Source organism: Parafrigoribacterium humi, assembly GCF_040227205.1.
GTDB lineage: Bacteria > Actinomycetota > Actinomycetes > Actinomycetales > Microbacteriaceae > Parafrigoribacterium_A > Parafrigoribacterium_A humi.
In genome coordinates this window covers 316,828-333,408 of the sequence record NZ_JBELOA010000002.1, presented here as the reverse complement: position 1 = coordinate 333,408, position 16,581 = coordinate 316,828, and the positions used below count along the sequence as shown (strand labels likewise).

The 16,581-nt window shown below is 65.3% G+C and carries 14 protein-coding genes; 5 read left to right on the top strand and 9 right to left on the bottom strand.

Annotated features, from left to right (window positions below):
• Positions 1–93: 93 nt before the first annotated feature.
• Entirely contained in the window at positions 94–2,175 is a 2,082-nt protein-coding gene (locus ABUA28_RS05875; RefSeq protein WP_349903014.1) for a DNA gyrase/topoisomerase IV subunit B, read from the bottom strand.
• Positions 2,176–2,401: 226 nt separating this feature from the next.
• Between ABUA28_RS05875 and ABUA28_RS05870 the strand changes: the two genes are divergently transcribed.
• A complete protein-coding gene (locus ABUA28_RS05870) occupies positions 2,402–2,632 on the top strand; it encodes a DUF7455 domain-containing protein (protein WP_349903013.1) in 231 nt (76 codons plus the stop codon).
• A 24-nt stretch (positions 2,633–2,656) separates the two neighbouring features.
• On the opposite strand, the gene ABUA28_RS05865 is transcribed toward ABUA28_RS05870, so the two are convergent.
• The 6 genes from ABUA28_RS05865 to ABUA28_RS05840 form a co-directional block, all read right to left on the bottom strand.
• A complete protein-coding gene (locus ABUA28_RS05865) occupies positions 2,657–3,730 on the bottom strand; it encodes an alanine racemase (RefSeq protein ID WP_349903011.1) in 1,074 nt (357 codons plus the stop codon).
• The gene (locus ABUA28_RS05860) at positions 3,727–4,506 is read right to left on the bottom strand and encodes an alanine racemase (RefSeq protein WP_349903010.1); all 780 of its coding nucleotides are present in this window, start codon (positions 4,504–4,506) and stop codon (positions 3,727–3,729) included. The genes ABUA28_RS05865 and ABUA28_RS05860 overlap by 4 nt, the downstream gene beginning before the upstream one ends.
• Before the next feature lie 63 nt (positions 4,507–4,569).
• A complete protein-coding gene (locus ABUA28_RS05855) occupies positions 4,570–5,310 on the bottom strand; it encodes a type 1 glutamine amidotransferase (RefSeq protein WP_349903009.1) in 741 nt (246 codons plus the stop codon).
• Positions 5,307–6,611 (bottom strand): MurT ligase domain-containing protein, encoded by a 1,305-nt coding sequence (locus ABUA28_RS05850; RefSeq protein ID WP_349903008.1) that lies wholly within the window; start codon positions 6,609–6,611, stop codon positions 5,307–5,309. Before ABUA28_RS05850 ends, ABUA28_RS05855 begins: the two co-directional genes overlap by 4 nt.
• On the bottom strand, positions 6,604–7,953 hold the full coding sequence (locus ABUA28_RS05845) for an RNA polymerase sigma factor (RefSeq protein WP_349903006.1): 1,350 nt from the start codon (positions 7,951–7,953) through the stop codon (positions 6,604–6,606). The genes ABUA28_RS05850 and ABUA28_RS05845 overlap by 8 nt, the downstream gene beginning before the upstream one ends.
• Before the next feature lie 316 nt (positions 7,954–8,269).
• Positions 8,270–9,193 carry a proteasome assembly chaperone family protein gene (locus ABUA28_RS05840; protein WP_349903005.1) on the bottom strand — a complete coding sequence of 308 codons (924 nt, stop codon included), beginning with the start codon at positions 9,191–9,193 and terminating at the stop codon, positions 8,270–8,272.
• A gap of 114 nt (positions 9,194–9,307) precedes the next feature.
• Here ABUA28_RS05840 and ABUA28_RS05835 point away from each other — a divergent pair, with 114 nt between their 5' ends.
• The 3 genes from ABUA28_RS05835 (at position 9,308) to sucB (ending at position 13,828) form a co-directional block, all read left to right on the top strand.
• Positions 9,308–10,819 (top strand): leucyl aminopeptidase, encoded by a 1,512-nt coding sequence (locus ABUA28_RS05835; protein WP_349903003.1) that lies wholly within the window; start codon positions 9,308–9,310, stop codon positions 10,817–10,819.
• Positions 10,820–10,919: 100 nt separating this feature from the next.
• Positions 10,920–12,293 carry a dihydrolipoyl dehydrogenase gene (lpdA, locus tag ABUA28_RS05830; protein WP_349903001.1) on the top strand — a complete coding sequence of 458 codons (1,374 nt, stop codon included), beginning with the start codon at positions 10,920–10,922 and terminating at the stop codon, positions 12,291–12,293.
• A gap of 59 nt (positions 12,294–12,352) precedes the next feature.
• Complete coding sequence (gene sucB, locus ABUA28_RS05825) at positions 12,353–13,828, top strand: 2-oxoglutarate dehydrogenase, E2 component, dihydrolipoamide succinyltransferase (RefSeq protein ID WP_349903000.1); 1,476 nt, start codon at positions 12,353–12,355, stop codon at positions 13,826–13,828.
• Between the two features lie 13 nt (positions 13,829–13,841).
• On the opposite strand, the gene ABUA28_RS05820 is transcribed toward sucB, so the two are convergent.
• Positions 13,842–15,269, bottom strand: a complete 1,428-nt coding sequence (locus ABUA28_RS05820; protein WP_349902998.1) for a protein kinase domain-containing protein — start codon at positions 15,267–15,269, stop codon at positions 13,842–13,844.
• A gap of 130 nt (positions 15,270–15,399) precedes the next feature.
• On the opposite strand from ABUA28_RS05820, the gene ABUA28_RS05815 reads away from it, so the two are divergent.
• Positions 15,400–16,113, top strand: coding sequence for a DUF4191 domain-containing protein (locus ABUA28_RS05815; protein ID WP_349902996.1), 714 nt, complete (start codon positions 15,400–15,402; stop codon positions 16,111–16,113).
• A gap of 27 nt (positions 16,114–16,140) precedes the next feature.
• On the opposite strand, the gene ABUA28_RS05810 is transcribed toward ABUA28_RS05815, so the two are convergent.
• The gene (locus ABUA28_RS05810; RefSeq protein WP_349902995.1) at positions 16,141–16,557 is read right to left on the bottom strand and encodes an RDD family protein; all 417 of its coding nucleotides are present in this window, start codon (positions 16,555–16,557) and stop codon (positions 16,141–16,143) included.
• Between the last annotated feature and the right edge of the window lie 24 nt (positions 16,558–16,581).

The following is a 16,581-nucleotide window of genomic DNA, read 5'->3' as shown; positions in this document are numbered from 1 at the left end:
TTTAGAGCCTAGGGACGACGGAGTGATATTGCGTCATCCTCGCGGCCCGTTCCCGACTTCGTTTTGTCATACCGCGGTATGACAGCACGGCCGTCAGATGTCGATGCGTTCCCGCGCAAGCCCGTCGGAGCCGGCGATGATGAACTCCTTGCGGGGAGCGACGTCGTTGCCCATGAGCAGTTCGAACACGTGGTCGGCTTTGGCCGCATCCGTGATCTGCACTCGCCTGAGCGTGCGATGCTTGCGGTCCATGGTGGTGGTCGCGAGCTGGTCCGCGTCCATCTCGCCGAGTCCCTTGTAGCGCTGGATCGGATCCTGGTACCGCTTGTTCGACCGCTTGAGCGCGGTGAGTACGCCGTTCAGCTCTGCCTCGGAGTAGGTGTAGATCGTCTCGTTCGGTTTGCTGCCGGGGTTCACCACGATCACTCTGTGGAGGGGGGGGACGGCTGCGTAGATGCGACCGTCCCTGATCATGTCGGGCATGTAGCGGAAGAACAGTGTGAGCAGAAGGGTGCGGATGTGCGCACCGTCGACATCCGCGTCACTCATGATGATGACCTTGCCGTAACGGGCGACGGAGAGATCAAAGCTCCGGCCGGACCCCGCACCGATCACCTGGATGATCGAGGCGCACTCCGCGTTCGACAGCATGTCGGCGACGGACGCCTTCTGCACGTTGAGGATCTTGCCTCGAATCGGAAGCAGCGCCTGGTATTCGCTGTCACGCGCGAGCTTGGCGGTTCCCAGTGCGGAATCTCCCTCGACGATGAACAGCTCGCTGTTCGCGACATCGCTGCTGCGACAGTCGACGAGCTTCGCCGGGAGCGAGGAGTTCTCGAGCGCGTTCTTGCGGCGCTGCGTCTCCTTGTGGGCGCGAGCAGAGACACGCGACTTCATCTCCGCTACGATCTTGTCGAGCAGCAGCGAGACCTGCGTCTTGTCGTCGCGCTTGCTCGAGGAGAACCGCTCCCCCAGACACTTCGCAACCACGCTCGCGACGATGTTCTTCACTGCCGGGGTTCCGAGGATCTCCTTGGTCTGGCCCTCGAACTGCGGCTCGGGCAGACGCACCGTCAGCACGGCGGTGAGGCCGGCCAGGATGTCGTCTTTGTCGAGTTTGTCGTTGCCGACCTTGAGCCTCCGGGCGTTCTGCTCGATCTGTGCCCGCAGGAACTTCATCATGCCCTGCTCGAAGCCGGTCTGGTGCGTGCCACCCTTCGGCGTTGCAATGATGTTCACGTAGCTTCTGAACACGGTGTCGTACCCGGTGCCCCAGCGCAGCGCGATGTCGACATGGCACTCGCGGCTGAGCTCCGTCGGCACCATCGCTCCGTGCTCCGAGAGCACGGGGACGGTCTCGGTGAAGGTTCCGGATCCGGTCATGCGCCAGGTGTCGGTCAGCGCGGTGTCCGGGGCGAGGAAGTCGACGTACTCCGAGATGCCCCCGTCGAAGCGGAACACCTCGCGGGTGGGCTCCTCCGGACGGTTGTCGGCGATGTCCAGGGCGAGACCGCGCACGAGGAAAGCGGTCTGTCGCGCCCGGACAGTCAGTTCCTCGGTCTGGAAGGTCGCACCGCGCGTGAAGATCTGTGGGTCCGCCCAGTAGCGCACGCGGGTGCCCGTGACGGACTTGCCAACCTTGCCGACCACCCGGAGTTCGCTCTTCTTGTCGAACGGCGTGAACGGGGCATCCGGTCGTGGCTCACCGTCGTCGGCGAAGCTCCCGGGCTCACCGCGATGGAACGACATCGCCCAGGTCTTGCCGTCGCGGTCGACCTCGACGTCGAGCCGCTCGGAAAGAGCGTTGACCACGGAGGCACCGACGCCGTGCAGGCCGCCGGACGCGGAGTACGAACCGCTGCCGAACTTGCCACCGGCGTGCAGCTTCGTGAACACGACCTCCACACCGGACAGACCCGTCTTGGGCTCTATGTCAACCGGAACGCCGCGGGCGCGATCCCGCACCTCGACGCTGTTGTCCGGATGCAGGATGACGCTGATCTCATTGCCGTAACCGCCGAGTGCCTCATCGACAGAGTTGTCGATGATCTCCCAGAGACAGTGCATGAGGCCGCGGGAGTCGGTGGAACCGATATACATACCAGGGCGCTTGCGCACCGCCTCAAGACCCTCGAGCACCGAGAGATGTCTGGCCGAGTAGTCCGAGCTGGCCACTGTGGTCTCCGTTCGTGCGCCCTTGCTCGTGGTGCGAAAGTGCTGTGTGGAAGGGCCGCGTTCAAGCCTAGCCAGCGGATGCGTCCACCCGGCGCTTCGACACTCATGGTCCGTACGGCGTACGCGTTGAGCGAAATACGGGCTCTCTGCGCCCGTCGATGGTGCTCGGCATGTTTGTATAGAGACATCGACGAAATGCCGTCGCCGTACCTGTAGGGAGCATCGGATGTCTCAGAGCGCACCACTAACGACAGCAGTCGACGAGCGACCCCACGAATTGACGGCGTCGGATCGGTGCGACAGCTGCGGCGCCCAGGCGTACATTCGTGTCTCGATCGGGAGCAGCGAGTTGCTGTTCTGCGCTCACCACGGCAAGAAATACCAGGAGAAGCTCTCCGCGCTGGCCACGGAGTGGCACGACGAGTCGAGCAGGTTGCTCGATCACGACCAGGCCTGAGGCCCGCGCCGAGGCTGACGCTCGCTAGTTCTCTCCGAGATAGCGTCGCGGCAGTTCGTGGAGCCGCGTGACGATCTCCTCGCCGATGGTGCCCGTGGCGTCCGCCCACTGCTGGAGCGTCCATTCTCCGCTCGCGCCCGAGCCGAACAGGACCGCCTCTGTCCCGGGGCGGACGGGTTCGCCCACGACGATCATGCGATCCGGCTCCAGTTCGCCAATCAGGCGAAGTGCGCCGTCGACCAAGACGCTCACTCTGCCTGTCGCGCGGCTCGAGATGCCGTCACCAAAACCGAGCGGGATGACCGCGGTCCCGTCATCTGTCGCGAGCACTTTCGAGCGCAGCGACATCACGGGTTCCAGTCCGAGCTCCGCAGCGGTGACTCCGCCTCCGGGCGAGATCCCGTAACCGAACGCGCCGAAACGTACGAGATCGAACCTGCAATCAGCGCGCTCGAAGCCGGCGGCGCTGGCCGCGAGATGGCGCAGGGTGAATGTGGCGCCGAGGGACTCAGCGGCAGTGATGGCGTTCGTGAAACGTCGGATGGCCGCACTGTCTTCCTCATATGAGGCCTCGGCGATGTGCGTCCACACACCATAGAGTTCGATGGTGCCGTCGCTCTCCAGCTCGAGTGCGCGACGCACGAGACCGGGCCAGTCCTGGACGGATGCGCCATTGCGGTGTAGCCCCGTGTCGATCTTGAGATGCACCCTGGCTGTCGTGGACGCGTGCGACCGTGCGATTCCCTCGAGCTGGTCGAGGGTGGACACTCCGAGATCGATCGCGGAGTCGATGACGGCCCGATAATCCTCGTCTGGCGCGAGATGCCAGGCAAAGACCCCGGTCGTGGAGTCGATGCCAGCAGCGCGCAGCTCACGAGCCGTGTCCGTGTCGAGGGCTCCGAGCCAGCCGATCCCGGCATCCACTGCGGCCTTCGCAATCGGGAGAAGACCGTGCCCATAGGCGTCGGCCTTCACCACGGCCATCACCTGCGATGGCGTAATTCTTGTGCACAGGAGCGCGAGATTCCTCCGGTACGCGCGGAGGTCGATGACCAGCTCGCTCACCGGAGCCGCGACGTCGGTGATGCCGGGCGTCACGCGTAGATCCTGTGAAGAGAGCGGCCGAAGTTCGTGACGGCCTCGTCTTCGGAGATGCCGAGCGCAGTGGACCACTCGTTCGCGGAAGGCTCTCCCGCCGTTCCGAAGAGCACTGCCTCGTCGCCCGGAGCGACAGAGTGCTGCCCGATCTCCACCACGGCAGCGTTCATGGCGACGCGACCAACGATCGGCCGAGCTTCTCCGGCGAGAAGCATAGAGGCGACATTGCCCGCGGCGCGGTCGAGGCCGTCCGCGTAGCCGATTGCGACCATCGCCACCCCGGTTCTGGCCGGTGCACGGTAGGTGTAGCCGTAGGAGACACCGTCACCCCGTTCGATCTCCTTGACGATGAGAACACGAGCGCTCACTCGCATTGCGGCCGTGAGACCGAGCTCTCTCGCGGGCGAGCCGAGCCCGTACAGGGCGATTCCCGGCTCGTAGAATTGCGGCAGTGCGTGGCCTGAGTCCCGGAAGGTCACGCCGAGGGACTCGGCCAGTGCGCCATCGGACTCATGCAACGAGACGAGAATCGGGGCGCGAATGCCCGCGTCGCGCAGCGGCACAGTATCTCGAGTGGTGCGAACCGACAGCCACGCTGCACCAGCGTCGAGGGCGATGAGGGCCGTCTGGACAGCGCCGTGACCGTGACCATCCGCCCGCACGTCGGCGACCAGCGCTCTGCGCCCCGCGGCGCTCACGAGTGCACGTGTATTGCTCGCGATGGCCTCGGTGTCGATTCTCGCGGCGCACATCCCCGATTCAGACAGGGTCAACACCTCGCAGCGTTCGAACGACGGAATGCGCGCATATCTCGTGGTCAGTCATGCGGCTCTCGAAAACTATATGCGCGAAAACACGTGGTCGGCGTGATCGACGATCACCTCGCGCGCCTTGAGCGCGTAGTGGTCGAGGTCTGCATGCGCTGCGCCCACGACGTAGTCGATACCGAGCCGGTCCACAACGGAGCGGATGATCGCGTCCGTGAGCGCTGGATTCAGCGGGAGGATGGGCCCACCCACCTGGGTCGCAACGGAGTTTGCCACGCGCACGCCCTCCTGCTTGCTGTCGCTGTTGCCGTTGCCCGCGACGAGCCGCCCGAGGGGATGAGCTCCGGCGTCGAGATGCCAGAGCGAGGCATTGTCCTCGAATCCGGCAAGCTGCCCGAACTCCGAGTCGACGATCGTGTAGCCGACCCTGTGGCGCTCAATGCGTACGGTGGTGAACGGGAAAAGGCGCACTCCGGCGAGCTCGGCGCCGTCGAGGAGCCGAATGGAGCGCCCGAGGAGTTCGGCGCCGGCTCCGTAGGCGAAGAACGGAACTCCAGCGTCACTCAGGGAGCGGAGCGCGCCAGCGTTCGAGAGAAGATCGGCATGGATGTTGCGGATCGCGGACACCGGACCGCTCCCCACGACAACGAGGTCGACGTCGTTCGGCAGCGCGTCACCGGCGGTGTGCTGCACAACTGAGGTCTGCACACCCGCACGGTTCAGCCTGGCGGTGATCGCCATGACGTTCCCGCGATCCCCGGCGACACCGAGCTCGTTCGGATACAGCTGGAGCAGCTTCACGGGGCCCGTCATCGCTGGTTCTCCAATTCGAGGAAGCCGATCTGCTTGCGCGCGAGCATCATGATCTCGTAGTTGACGATCCAGGTCTTCATGCCGGAGGCGGGCGCGGGAAGTGCCCGCATGAGATCGATCGCCTTCCTCAGGTCAGGCTCGACGGCACCGATACGCATTCCCTCGTGTTCCAGCCGCGCCGCGAGCTGCCAGGCCTTTGCACCGGTGATGACGTCGATGTGGTCCACGGCCGAGAAGTCGATGTCGTAGACCCAGGAGATATCCGGCGTGCCCTCGTCGATGGCGAGGAGCACCTGCTCGGGTGGCTCGGGGATGGCATCCAGGTTCAGCTGCAGGCTCGCCGCGTTCTTGAACATCACGAACTCGACCAGTTCGTCGCCGAAGTCGAGCAGCTCGCCGCGACCGTAGGCCGGCTTCATGCCGGCAAACGCCGCGATCGCAGAGTCGGCGGAGAAGTCTTCGCCGAGGATGACCGCGGCGCTCGCCAGCGCGGCCGCAGCGTCAATGCCGTAGTGCAGACCCTTCGCCGGAAGGACTATGTCGATCTTCGTACCGGCGACAAAGACCGAGGCACCCGTCCGGTCGGTGCCGACGAGTTCCGCCAGCGCGGTATGTGCTGCCTCCGGGGCGTCAGCGTCGCGGTAGTCCGCGGCGTTGAAGAGCCCATGCGGCGAGCTCGCGATCACCTCGTCCGAGGCACCGAAGTAGGTGATGTCGGGACCCTGCGCGGCATCCCCCGCCGCGTAGCGGCTCGCAATCTTGCTGAGGTACGGATCCTCGCGGTTCGTCACGATGTGAGTACTCGCCCGCATCGCGGTGTCGAGCATCATGTCGGCGACACGCTCGGTCTCGTAGAAGCGATAGAGCTGGTCCACCTGGGTATTGAGCACGAGCACGGTCGACGGTGGAACGGTCGCGGCGAACTCCAGCGCGAAGGCCTCATCCACCTCGAGCACGCCGATGTCCGCATCCAGCTTTCCCAGCAGGGACGACTCCCCCAGAATCGACGATGCGATCCCCTGGGGAAGGTTTGCCCCGGAGGGATTCGTGAACACGCGAAGTCCGTGAGCCCGCAACACCTCGGTGAGCATGTGCGTCGTCGTGGACTTGCCGTTGGACCCGAGCACGTACACGATGCCGTGGGCGAACTGTGCCGTCACGTCTTCGAGGAACCGAGGCGCGAGCTTCGTCGTCACATACCCGGGGAAGGCCGATCCTCCGCCGCGCACGCGCGCAAGCACCCGAACCAGCTTCCCCAGGGCGACGGGAAAGAAGTACTTCAGTCCGAACGGCTTACTCAAGGTAATCGCGCAGCGACTGGGACCGGGACGGGTGACGAAGTTTCGCCATGGTCTTGGACTCAATCTGGCGGATGCGCTCGCGAGTGACCCCGAAGGTGTCGCCGATCTGGTCGAGCGTCTTCGGCATTCCGTCACCCAGCCCGAAGCGCATCCGGATGACACCGGCTTCGCGCTCGGACAGCGAGTCGAGCAGGCTCTCGAGTTGCTTCTGCAGCATGGTGAAACCGACCGCATCGGCGGGGACCACGGCCTCGGTGTCCTCGATCAGGTCACCGAACTCGCTGTCTCCGTCTTCACCGAGCGGCGTGTGCAGGGAGATGGGCTCTCGCCCGTACTTCTGGACCTCGACGACCTTCTCGGGTGTCATGTCCAGCTCGCGACTGAGCTCCTCAGGGGTTGGCTCGCGACCCAGGTCCTGGAGCATCTGGCGCTGCACGCGGGCCAGCTTGTTGATGACCTCGACCATGTGCACCGGGATGCGGATGGTGCGGGCCTGGTCTGCCATCGCGCGGGTGATCGCCTGCCGAATCCACCAGGTGGCGTAGGTGGAGAACTTGAAGCCCTTCGTGTAGTCGAACTTCTCGACCGCACGGATGAGCCCCAGGTTTCCCTCCTGGATCAGGTCGAGGAACTGCATGCCCCGGCCCGTGTAACGCTTTGCCAGCGAGACGACCAGACGAAGGTTTGCGCCGAGCAGGTGACTCTTGGCACGCTGTCCGTCCTTGGCGACCCAGCGAAGTTCGCGCTCGGCCTCCTTGGAGAGGTTGGTCGTGGTGGCCAGCTTGTCTTCTGCAAAGAGCCCGGCTTCGATGCGCATCGCGAGCTCGACTTCTTCGGCCGCGTTCAGAAGCGCGACCTTCCCGATCTGCTTGAGGTAGTCCTTGACGGGGTCGGCGGTCGCACCGGTGATCGCTGACGAATAGACGGGAACCTCGTCTTCGTCATCGACCAGGGACAGCACAAGGGCACCGCTGGGAAGCACTTCGTCCTTGGTGGAACTCGTGCCCTCGTCGTCGTCGTCCTTTGCACCGGTGGCGGTGTTGCTCGTGTCGTCATCGTCGACGACTTCCTCGACCTCGACGTCTTCGTCTACGATCTCGTCGTCATCGACCTTCTTGGCCTTCGCGCCGCGCTTCACCGCGGCAGCAGTCTCCGTTGTCGTGGCCTTCTTCTTTGCAGCGGCCTTCTTCACCGGGGCGGTCTTCTTGGCGGCGGCGGTCTTCGTCGCCGTCGCGGTCTTTGTCTTGGGCGAACTCTTCGTCGTGCGCACTGCGGCGAGATCCGCTTCGATCGCGTCATCCTTGGCTGTCGCCGTGGATGCTGCCTTGCTTCGGGTAACCATTGGGCACCTTTCAATTGGGAACGAGCCGTCCGACCGGTCTTGGATGCCGTTCAGCCCCGTGGCGTGGAGCCGACCCAGGCCTTTCCGGGCAGCACTAAGACCCATGTCAAGTCCGGTACGTTCGCGCACTGAAGCGCGACCGATCCGTGAACATCGAACGGGTCTTGGAACTAATTATTGCATGCTTTCATGAGCACTCTTGCCAACATCACGTCGCACTGCTATGGATCACGCCGCGTCCGGCGTCAGGGTATGTTGCGACCGTATGCGCCGTACAACCGAAGCCTTACCCCATATATTCCGCGGGTACACGGCTTCACCGCTGTGGGTCGTCTTCTCCGTTGCGCCGGATGGCCAGGAAGTTCTCCAGTTCGGCGGCGATCTCGTCGGCCGTCGGCAGTGCGCCGCCCTCATCGGTCAGTGGAGACCGCAGCGGATTGCCCGCCATGTAGGAATCGTGCCTCTCCTCCAGCGCCCCGACGAGGCGGGCCAGTTCCTGGTTGGTCTCGACCTGGGCGTCGATCTTCGTGATGAACTCCCTGCCCTCTTCGCGCAGCGCGTCGGTGGGGAAGATCAGTCCGGTCGCAGCGCTGATGACCTCGAGCGCCTTGAGCGCCGCATCCGGGTATTCCGTGTCGCCGAGGTAATGAGGGATGAGCAGCACGAATCCGGTAGTCGGGTGCCCGAGTTCAGACAGCCTGTATTCGACGAGGTGAAGCACGTTGGCCGGTGCCTGGGTGTTCGGCTTCCAGATGGACATCGAATCGATGAGCTCGATGCGGTTGCCGCTCACTGTCACGCCGATGGGCCGCGTGTGCGGTACGGGCATGGGAATCGCGTGCACCCAGGTGGTCGACTTCACCTTGAACCTGTTGATCAGTTGCAGCACCGCTGCGGAGAATGTGTCCCACTTGAAGTCAGGCTCGAACCCCGTGAGCAGGAGGAACTGCTGCCCGATCTCGTCGGTGGCAAGGTACAGCGCGAGCGTCGACGGTGAGTAATCACTGAGGTGATCCTGGTCGAAATGCACGAGCGGCCTGCGGGCGCGGTAGTCGAACAGCGCATCGGTGTCGAAGCGCGCGACGATGCGGTGATCGAGGGTGTCCAGGAGGTAGTCGGTGAACTGAGTCACGGCAGACCCGGAGTCGGAGAAACCGGTCAGCCCGGCAACGAGGTTCAGGCCCTCGGGGACGTCGCCGATGTCGGGGTTGACTTCGTAGAGTTCAGCAGGATCACGCATCAATCCACTCTAACCGCGGCGCGTGCGGCGCACCGGCGAGACCGGGCAGTTCCATGATGCCCAGAGCGAACAGGCCACGATCCGGTGGCGAGGCGCCGAAGATAGCATGGCTGGATGACCGTCCCCCAGCTGCAGATCTCGTCCACTTCACCTCATGCACTCGCCGCCGATGTCCTCGCCTTCGCGGTATCTCACAGCGATGCGGGCCCGGTCCTGTTGGCCGACCCCGGGGTGGCGGCGTCGCTCCTCCCGGGCGGCGGGTCGGCGGCGGTGCTCGCGGCCCTGGGAGTGACCGGCGTGGAGGATGAGGTACTCAGACTGCAATCCAACGGCTTCGCGGCGAAGAGTATTGCCCTCGTCGGCGTGGGAAAGGGCGAGGTGTCGCCGGACTCACTGCGCTATGCGGCAGGGTCGGCGACGCGGCAACTCAGGGGCGTCCAATCGATTGCCTTCGATTTCCCGGCTGCCGACGACGATGCCCTGCTGGCAGTGCTCGAGGGTGCGGCGATCGGTGCCTATGTATACGCGGACTACAGGGTCATGTCGAAAGACCCGTCGCGGTTGCCTGCGACCACCATCACGCTCATCAGTGATCGCACGGATACTGCCGCAATCGTCCATCGCGCGACCGTGACGGCGGAGGCGATCCACCGGGTCCGCGACCTCGTGACGATGCCGGCATCCGACCTGTATCCGGCGACCTTCGCGGATGCGGTGCGCGAGCTCGCGTCGAACGTGCCGGTAGATGTGACCGTCTTCGGCCAAGACGAGCTCGTCGCCGGAGGATTCGGTGGCATCCTGGGCGTCGGCCAGGGATCCGTACGCGGGCCGCGCCTCGTGAAGATCAGCTACAGCCCTCCCACCGCACGGCGGCATCTCGCGCTCGTCGGGAAGGGAATCACCTTCGACACCGGTGGCCTCTCGCTCAAGCAGCCAGCGGGGATGGTCGGAATGAAGTACGACATGACGGGCGCGGCGACCGTCATGGCCGTGACGCTCGCGGCAGCCAGCCTGGGAGTCGACACCCGTATCACGGCCTGGTTGTGCATCGCGGAGAACATGCCCTCGGGATCCGCGACTCGCCCGGGCGACGTCCTCCGCATCCACGGTGGTCGCACCGTCGAGGTTTTGAACACGGACGCGGAGGGGCGCCTCGTCATGGCCGATGGGCTGGCCGCAGCGAGCGAGGAATATCCCGACGCGATCGTCGACGTGGCCACCCTCACCGGTGCGGCACGCGTCGCCCTCGGAAACCGCTACGCGGGACTCATGGGAGACACGGGGCTCGTGGCAAGCATTGCAGACGCCGCACGGCGCACGGGTGAACTGGTCTGGCCGATGCCGCTCCCCGGCGAGTTGCGCGCGTCGATCAACTCCGACATCGCAGACATCGCCAACGCGAAGATCGGGAGCACGGCGGGCGGAATGTTGCTGGCCGGGCTCTTCCTGCAGGAGTTCGTCGGGCCCCGCAGGGACGACAAGAACAGTCGCATTCCGTGGGCCCATCTCGACATCGCCGGGCCAGCGAACAACGCTGCCGGTGGGTACGGGTTCACGGGTAAGGGCGCGACCGGAGTGACCGTGCGGGCACTGCTGCGTCTTGCAGAGGATATTTCCCTCGCGTAGTAAGGTCGTTGTGGCAAGAAAACCTCTCGCCGCAGCGGCCTTTCGCCGATCGAGTGTCCGTGCCACGACACACATCCTGAGAACCTAGGGAGCAAGCCTGGTGTCCGAACAGAACTTTGACATTGTGATTCTCGGAGCAGGGAGTGGTGGCTACGCTGCCGCCCTCCGTGCGAGCCAATTGGGCTTCTCCGTCGGTCTCGTCGAGAAGGGCAAGCTCGGGGGCACCTGCCTCCACGTCGGCTGCATCCCGACCAAGGCCCTCCTGCACTCCGCCGAGGTCGCGGATGTCACGCGCGAGTCCGCGAAGTACGGCGTCACCTCCAGCTTCGATGGCATCGACATCTCCGCGGTGACCACGTATCGCGAGTCGATCGTCTCCAGCAAGTTCAAGGGTCTCGTCGGGCTGATCAAGTCGCGCGGTATCACGGTCATCGAGGGTGAAGGCAAGCTCGTCTCCCCCACGACCGTGCAGGTCGGCGACGACACGATCGTCGGCAAGAACGTCATCCTCGCCACGGGCTCGTACTCGCGCTCGCTGCCCGGTCTCGAGATCGGTGGCCGCGTGATCACCTCGGAGCAGGCCCTCGAGCTCGACTTCGTCCCGAAGAAGGTCGCCGTGCTCGGCGGTGGCGTCATCGGCGTCGAGTTCTCGAGCGTCTGGAAGTCCTGGGGCGCGGATGTCCAGATCATCGAGGCTCTCCCCCACCTGGTCCCGAACGAGGACGAGGCGATCAGCAAGCAGTTCGAGCGTGCCTTCCGCAAGCGAGGCATCAACTTCAGCCTCGGTGTGCGGTTCAAGAGCGTGACGCAGAACGACGACGGCGTCGTCGTGACTCTCGAAGACGGCCAGACGTTCGAGGCCGAGTTGCTGCTCGTTGCTGTCGGGCGCGGCCCGTCGACCGCTAACCTCGGCTTCGAAGAGGTCGGCATCGCGATGGATCGCGGTTTCGTGCTTGCTAACGAGCGCCTCGCTACCAACGTCCCCGGCGTGTACGCCGTCGGCGACATCGTCCCTGGCCTGCAGCTCGCGCACCGCGGCTTCCAGCAGGGCATCTTCGTCGCGGAAGAGATCGCCGGACTGAACCCGCAGGTGATCGCGGATGTCAACATCCCCAAGGTCACGTACTCCGACCCCGAGGTGGCCTCCATCGGTCTCAGCGAGGCGAAGGCCAGGGACCAGTACGGCGAAGACCAGGTCACGAGCTACGACTACAACCTCGCCGGTAACGGCAAGAGCCACATCATCGGCACGTCCGGAATGGTCAAGGTCGTCCGGGTCAACGACGGCCCGGTCGTCGGGGTTCACATGATCGGTGCACGGGTCGGAGAGCTCATCGGTGAGGCACAGCTCGCCGTCAACTGGGAGGCATACCCGGAAGACATCGCCCCGCTCATCCACGCCCACCCCACCCAGGACGAGGCGCTCGGCGAGGCCTTCCTTGCCCTCGCTGGCAAGCCCCTGCACGCCGCCTGAATCGACCCGACTCAACTAAGCTGGAACGACAAGCAAGACTGCTGTAAGGAGCATCACTGATGAGCCAATCCGTCAACCTCCCGGCGCTCGGGGAGAGCGTCACCGAGGGTACGGTCACCCGCTGGTTGAAGCAGGTGGGAGATCGCGTCGAGGTGGACGAGCCTCTGCTCGAAGTGTCAACCGACAAGGTCGACACGGAGATTCCCTCTCCGGTCGCTGGCGTCATCGAGGCGATCCTCGTCGCTGAAGACGAGACCGTCGAGGTGGGCACGGCCCTCGTGACGATCGGCGATGGCTCCGCGCCGCAGGAGGCGCCCGCGGCGCCTGCAGCGGAGGTCCCTGCGGCGGAGGCGTCGGCTGTCGAAGCTCCGGCTGCCGAAACACCCGTCGCCGAGGCTCCGGCGGCAGAGGCGGTTCCCGTGCAGCCCGCACCTGTCGAGCCAGCCCCGGCACAGGAAGCTCCCGCTGCTGCGGCACAGCCGACGACGTCGTTCGCGCCGGCACCCACTGAGGCTCCTGCTCCAGTGCCGGAGGCGCCCCAGCAGGCTGCACCAGTGGAACCTGCACCGGTTCAGGAGGCTCCTGCTCCGGCTGCTCCGCCCGCACCGGCCGCCGCGAACCCGGGTGCGCAGGGCTACGTCACGCCCCTGGTTCGCAAGCTCGCGAACGAGAAGGGGATTGACCTTGCGTCGATCGCCGGTACCGGCGTCGGCGGACGCATCCGCAAGCAGGATGTGCTTTCATCCGGGGCCTCCGCGACGGTCGCCCCGGCGGCCAGCACCACCGTGGCGGCTGCGGCCGAACCGCTCGGAACCTCCCCGCTGCGCGGAACGACCGTACCGATGTCGCGACTGCGCAAGGTCGTCGCTGAGCGCGCCGTGTTCTCGATGCAGACCTCGGCACAGCTGACCTCCGTCGTCGAGGTCGACGTGACGCTCGTCGCCCAGTATCGCGACCGGGTGAAGGCAGAGTTCCAGTCCAAGACGGGGCTCAAGCTCAGCTTCCTCCCGTTCTTCGCGCTAGCTGCTGCCGAGGCGCTACGCGCATACCCCATCATCAATGCGACCATCGACGGCGACAGTGTCGTCTACCCGGGTCACGAAAACATCAGCATCGCGGTCGACACCGAGCGTGGTCTGCTGACGCCGGTGATCCGTGACGCGGGCGACCTCGATATCGCCGGACTCGCGGGCCAGATCGCCGATCTCGCCGTTCGCACTCGCGAGAACAGGCTCAAGCCAGACGAGCTCGCCGGCGGAACCTTCACGCTGACCAACACGGGGTCTCGCGGAGCGCTCTTCGACACCCCCATCGTGTTCCTGCCGCAGTCGGCGATCCTCGGAACGGGCATTGTCACGAAGAAGCCTGTGGTGGTCTCCGACAACGGACTCGATGCGATCGCGATTCGCTCCACCGTGTATCTCGCGCTGTCATACGATCACCGGATCGTCGACGGAGCGGATGCCGCGCGGTTCCTTGTTGCGGTGAAGAACCGCCTCGAGGGTGGCGACTTCGCGCGCAGTCTCGGCATCTGAGCCGCCCACGGGCTCAACGAGGCAGAAAGTCCCTGATCCGCCAACCGGATTTACCCTTCATCACGAGCACGGACTGAGCAGTTTCGCCCGTGGAGGTCTTCGTGGTGAGGAGCGCGGAGTCGCCCAGACGTTCTGTGAGAACGAAGGTCTCGTCGACGAGCGTCGCGTCGCCGGCCGGGGCCGCGCCCTCCTGAAGCGAGCGAATCAGGTGGGAGTCGTTGTCCCAGGAGGATGAGCCGCGCTGGTCTGCACCGTCCAGGCAGGCGATGGAGCGCGTGGCAATGCAGGTGTCACGAGTATGAAGCAGGGGTCGGATCGCGGCAACCGGATCGTCCGCTCTGATGGCTGAACTCTGTGCGCTCTGGGTGGGTGAGGGGGCGTGGACAGGCGGGCTGCCGGATGGGGGTTCAGTGCTGCCGGCACCCGCTGATGGCAATAGCACCACGGCGGCCACGAGAGCGATGAGACCGGCGCCGCCAGCCACCAGGAACGACCTGCGGACGGTCGAGAGCACCGCAACGACCCTGCCCCACAGTGAACGCAGCCTTGTGCCGATGGTACGCAATGTCTCCCCGGGGCGCGGCCACCGCGGTTTCCGACCCGCGGGTTCGGCTGTAACCACCGTCGGCCGGGGAGTTGCACGTGCGCGAGGAACGACCGCACGAACACCGGTCGGTCGGCCCGAGAGGACACCGGGCAGAGCGACGGGAAGTGGCTCGGCGAGATCGAGGAGCCGCTCGCAGAGATCGTGCGCGAACGTCGCAGGTTCTGTGTCCCATTCCGACGCATCCAACCAGTCGAGGAATGCATCGACCGGATGGCTCCCGCGCCCGGGTGACGAACGCCCGAAGAGGACGCCTCCCAAAGCGCGGAGCTGCCGGAGGTCTTCAGCAACCCGGGGCTCGGCGGACCGTCCCGCCGGGCTCACGGATGGCATCCGGCTCTCGTCCTTCGACTCCGCACCACTCAGGCCGCCAGCGAAGGTGGATGCGTGTCCGAACCTGGCGAGCACCGGTGCACCGCTGTCGTCAAAGAACACCGCGCCGGGTGTCACCGCCCCGTGGCAGCACCCCGCATCGTGAAGCTCAGAGACCGCTCGCGCGAGCGGTGCAAGTATGGTCACTGCCTCCCCCGGCGCGAGTGTGGAGCGTTCCGCCAGGAGACGTGCGAGACTTCCACCCAGACGAGGGACGACGAGGCACTGCCGACTGTCCTGCGTGGTTGCAACGTCGTCCAGACGCAACAGGTGCCTGGAACGCCCACGCGAGAGAACTTCGATCTCCTCATCGATACTGCGCCGGCTCACGCCCGGGCGGAAGAGCTTGATGGCCGCGATCCTCCCCCGTGCAGCGCCCGGAGAATCGGCATGCCCGAGGAACACCTCCGCACGCATGCCGGCGCCGAGTCTGCGCACGATTCGGTATCCGCCAATATTCTCCACGTCGAAAGCGTGCCGACAGAGACCCAGCTCCGCGCCTGCTCACTCGTCTTCTGTGGAGGCATCCGCACCTGGGCACGGTGGGGAGGAGGGGAGGCTGACCAAGCTCTGACGAGGCCGTATCCTAGGTAACATGGCACGCGAGAAAACCCCCGCAACAAAGTCCGCGAAGCAGCCCGGCCGTTTGAAGCAGATGTACCAGGTCTTCCAGATGACCAGGCGCAACGATGCGAACGCGATCTGGTGGATGGCGCTCGCCTTCCTCGTCCCCGTCGTGGTGGCGCTCATTCTGGGATTCATCCTCTCGGGAACGAACATGCTGAGCTTCGCGCTCTGGATCGTCACGGGCGTGCTCGGCGGCATCCTCGCGTTTCTCATCGTGCTGGGGCGTCGCGCCGAGAAGGCCGCGTACTCTCAGATCGAAGGTCAGCCCGGTGCGGTCGGTGCCGTGCTCAAGAGTTCCCTCCGCCGCGGCTGGACCGCGAGTGAGATGCCGGTTGCCGTGAGCCCCAGAACGCAGGATGCGGTCTACCGGGCCGTTGGTCCCGGCGGTGTCGTGCTGATCGGAGAGGGCCCGCAGACGCGCACGCAGAAGATGCTGGATGAGGAACGCCGTCGCATCAACCGCGTGCTTCCCAACGTCGTCATCAGTCTCCTGCACGTCGGGCCGGATCCGGAGTCCATCGCCCTGCACAAGCTCGCCGGAAAGATGAGTCGGATCAAGCGCACGCTCTCCAAAGCGGAGGTCTACACCGTGAGCAACAGGCTCAAATCGCTCACGAGCAGCAAGCTCCCGATTCCCAAGGGCATCGACCCGAACAGGGCGAGGGCACAGCGCCGCGCCTGACACGCCCGCGTCTGAGCTCTCGGGCCCTCAGCGGCGGACGAGCACCGTGCCGCTGAACCGGTCGTGCATGCCGCGCTGGTCCCTGTCCCAGATGACCGCGGGGATCACGATGCACAGGAGAAGCGTGCGCAGCAGGGGTCTGCCGAAGCCGACCCAGCCTCCCGTCACGGGGACAACGCGCATCCCGAGGATCAGGTGTCCGATGCTCCCGCTCAAGAGCATGATGAAGAGGTACTGGAGCAGCGCGAAGAGACCGAGCGTGATCCAGACATCGCCATCGAAGAAGGCGTACGAGACGAGATAGACGGGCAACCAGTCAACCAGGAGCGCGGCGACCCTGCGTCCGAAGCGGCCAACCGATCGCGGCCCGGAGCGTGGAAGGCCGAGCCGCTTGCCCGGCCACTCCCCCGTTGCGGTCCGCTGTGCCGACTGGGAAGCTGTCATGTCCCCATCCTAAGATGGGCGTCA